The following is a 3,391-nucleotide window of genomic DNA, read 5'->3' on the forward strand; positions in this document are numbered from 1 at the left end:
TATATTTATCAATAATTAGAGATAAATTCACTCTCCAGCCCCTCTAAGCCACTCAACACGCATATAAACGAGACATCATGCTATCAAGCACATCCTGTCGTCAAAAACCATCATAGAAAACAATAAAGAAACGTCTTTTAAAACTTTCTACTCAAATAGGCAAAACTCTCTGTACAGCACATTAAGCACCCGTTCTCCAAAGATAATGATCTGAGTGACCTTATCAGAAGAGTTTTGTCAGTCTTGTCAGTTCATTCTAGCTCCTATATTATTTTTTTAAATGAGAAAAAATTAAAAACATTATATTTCAATATGTTAGCATTTTNAAAAAATTAAAAACATTATATTTCAATATGTTAGCATTTTAACGATACAACCTATATCGACAATACAACCTTAAATACAATCCATAATATACATTTGTCAGTTTGTGTCTGTAAATTGAACTGACAAACTAGATTATTTTAGTGACTCATAAAACCTATCAAAATAATTATTATGATATTTTAAAAGCACATGCTTCATTTGTTTTTTTTCCATAAAACGAACAGCAAATTTCACTACTTTGCTGATCTTATCCTATGCCATGGGCTGTGGATAAGTACCTTTAAAAACCCTTTTGAAAAAATTATCGGCTTTTTTAGCATTTTTTCCAGTTTTCTCACTATTCATTCAAAATGGATTTAATAAGCTTCATTTCGATTCTTTTGATAAGAATTAACCCCCTCATATGAAAACGGAGCCCTGTTGTAACAGGGCGTGAACTCAGTCATTTGCACGTGAGTTATGAGACTGTAGAATCTTATTCCGTGCCTTTAAAAGGGTAATCCAAAATTAACTGACATCTCTAATTCTGAGAAATTCTATTATGTGACTGAAATGAAATTCGCAAAAATTAAGAATAGTAAGTAAAAGAATAAATCAACTGTTATCTACAACAGCAATATCATCATGACAGATATCCCTCTTGAAGCTTATGAGTATATCGTAAATGGCAAGCCTGCTCTTGAATGGGTTATGGGGTGTCAATGTGTAAAAATAAATAAAAAGAGTGGTATTGTTAATGATGCCAATCGTTATGCTGTTGAGATCGTTGGAAATCCTGCTTATCCATTGGAGTTGTTTCAAAGGGTTATTACTGTAAGTTTAGAAACAATGAAAATCGTGAAAAAACTACCAAAATTAGAAATAAGAGAAACTGAATAGACTTGGCATGCTAAACTCACAAAGGGATATAAGGTCTTATACCTATAGGTTCTATCCCCCCTTTATAAATAGCTTACATACAATCTTTAAAAGGATAATTTATCATGCGTTATTCTAAAAAGAAGAAACTTGCACTTTTAGATACTCTTATTTGGATTGCTTTAAAACTTTTAAGAAACCCACTCTTAAATAGAATTAGATTTTTTTACATTGCCTTTAAGAGGTTATACCGTAATCTAAAATGATAGCTTTATTGTTATCAAAAGCTTTGTTTAAAGAGGGTTATGTATATTCATTTTCTTATATTACTTATAGGTTTTGAATGTTTCTCAAACCCTCAAAATACTCAAAATCTTCAAAACTAACAACCATAATGATCTTGATAGCATTTCTTATGAGTTACAAACTATCTTTTGAAAGGCTTTAAAGGATCATATGCTTTTCATAAAGCACATTTTAATCACTCACTAAAATAATCTATTTTGTCAGTTCAATTTACTGACACATAACTGACAAATATATATTGTGAGTTGAATTTATGGATTACTATTTAATAAAGGTTGTATCATTAAAATACTAACCTATTGAAATATATTGATTTTAATTTTCTCTCATTTAAAAAAAATAATATAGGCTCTAAAAAGAACTGACAACACTGACACGGTCTATTAAAAGGGATTTTGCTAATCTTTATAATGATCAATCTCTTTTTAGATGTTTTCATAACAAGCAATAAATCGCAATTATCCTATTTATCAACTAGTTGTATAACATCATCTAAGGTATAGGTTTTCATGAATCTTCCCCTGCATACTCTTTAATTCTTTTGCAGAGAAATTCATAAAAATTACTTGCGTAATATTCGCAATCTTCAGATGTATACTTGAGATAGAGTGGGCATTCACCATCCCGAAACTGCGTATAATCAAAATAAAAGGTTTCATCAAGATCATAACTCACAACGAGCTGTTCTGGTGTCGCAAAACCATGTTTCCTATGATATAAGTTTTTATGCACAATATCACCAGCAGGACAATCCTCAAAACTTGCGTTATAAATGCTAAAAATTTCTTCACCACCAATTTCTCCTCCTCCATAATTTTTTAAAAAACTCTTATAGGAAGAGGTAAATTGTAAATCGAGAGTGTTCTCAGCTGTTTTAATCCGTACATCATCAGGGGCATTATCTTGAGTACCCAAATTAATAACATGACTATGTATATCAACATATTGTGCAACATCTGATAAAGTATAACTTTTCATAAATTTTTCTCCATAAGTCACAGCGTGTTTTTACTCATAATGAGTGTTTCTAATGATCAATCTTTTTCTACTATAGCCAATGGAATTCGGATGAGATTGATAAAATCATAAGAGATATGTTCTTGAAGGAGCTCTTTTCTCATCTGTCTCTGTACAATCATCTCGCATTTACAATATATGATGGAATTAAAGGAGGTGATCATTAAAGTTTAGAGAGCGCCTTTTAGGGACATTACTCCAATATTTGCAATAATTACTTTTTCTTTTTTCCTACTTAGGAATTTTTTTTGAAATCCAACAAATAATTTTTCTGATAAAATTTGTCTTTGGATTCATAGGAGCAACCAAACTCCTGCCTTGATAAAATGAGTAGAGAACCTCAACGAGAGGACTATCTTGTTCTTGTGTCACAGGATGTAACATAATAGGCCTACAATCGACTCCAATAGGAGCTCTTCCTGATGCCATTCTTTCCACATTTGTACCTGTTATTATGTGTCCTTTTTCTTTCCAAGAAGAAACTGTTTCAGGATCAAACAGTTCATATTCCTGATAAACTTTTTGACCTTTAAATTCCACAGGCTCAGCTGCCCTCATATTTTTTTTCTTTATCCATTTCATGATTCATAATCCCCTCGATTTTTTCAAAATAATCAATTTATTCTTTGTTCTAAATAGACTTAAATAAACTCTACTTCCAAGAAGGAGGTTATTCCTCGCTAGAAAGCTCTGAGTGATTACCAAAATCTTTTGCTACCCGTTCAATCAAAGTGTAACTCTCTTGCTTCATCTTTGCTACTTCTTTGGCTAAAGTTAATGCACGTTCAATATGAAGCTGTTGGATGCTCTCGTCAAAGCCTAGGTGATCCCCTGCTGCAAAACTTTTCTGATAAGATTGTAAGGTTTCAGCATCACCCAACAA

3 protein-coding genes and 1 pseudogene are annotated in these 3,391 nt (G+C 31.6%); 1 reads left to right on the forward strand and 3 read right to left on the reverse strand.

Annotated features, from left to right (window positions below; genetic code table 11):
- Positions 1 to 746 precede the first annotated feature (746 nt).
- Positions 747 to 1,206, forward strand: a pseudogene (locus tag ACFIME_RS02615) (type ISP restriction/modification enzyme); the annotation flags it as partial.
- Between the two features lie 792 nt (positions 1,207 to 1,998).
- On the opposite strand, the gene ACFIME_RS02620 reads toward ACFIME_RS02615, so the two are convergent.
- The 3 genes from ACFIME_RS02620 to ACFIME_RS02630 all read right to left on the reverse strand — a co-directional run.
- The gene (locus ACFIME_RS02620; protein WP_375684437.1) at positions 1,999 to 2,469 is read right to left on the reverse strand and encodes an SMI1/KNR4 family protein; all 471 of its coding nucleotides are present in this window, start codon (positions 2,467 to 2,469) and stop codon (positions 1,999 to 2,001) included.
- 270 nt (positions 2,470 to 2,739) lie between these two features.
- Positions 2,740 to 3,066 carry an HNH/ENDO VII family nuclease gene (locus ACFIME_RS02625; protein WP_375684438.1) on the reverse strand — a complete coding sequence of 109 codons (327 nt, stop codon included), beginning with the start codon at positions 3,064 to 3,066 and terminating at the stop codon, positions 2,740 to 2,742.
- A 112-nt stretch (positions 3,067 to 3,178) separates the two neighbouring features.
- The coding region (locus ACFIME_RS02630) for a DUF6990 domain-containing protein (protein ID WP_375684439.1) at positions 3,179 to 3,391 on the reverse strand (213 nt) is incomplete at its 5' end.

Source organism: Bartonella sp. AP1QHHD, assembly GCF_042196265.1.
Lineage (GTDB): Bacteria > Pseudomonadota > Alphaproteobacteria > Rhizobiales > Rhizobiaceae > Bartonella.

Bases quoted from the DNA above. Each gene is read 5' to 3' on its own strand.
- ACFIME_RS02620 (WP_375684437.1), bottom strand. From the start codon at position 2,469: ATGAAAAGTTATACTTTATCAGATGTTGCACAATATGTTGATATACAT.
- ACFIME_RS02625 (WP_375684438.1), bottom strand. From the start codon at position 3,066: ATGAGGGCAGCTGAGCCTGTGGAATTTAAAGGTCAAAAAGTTTATCAG.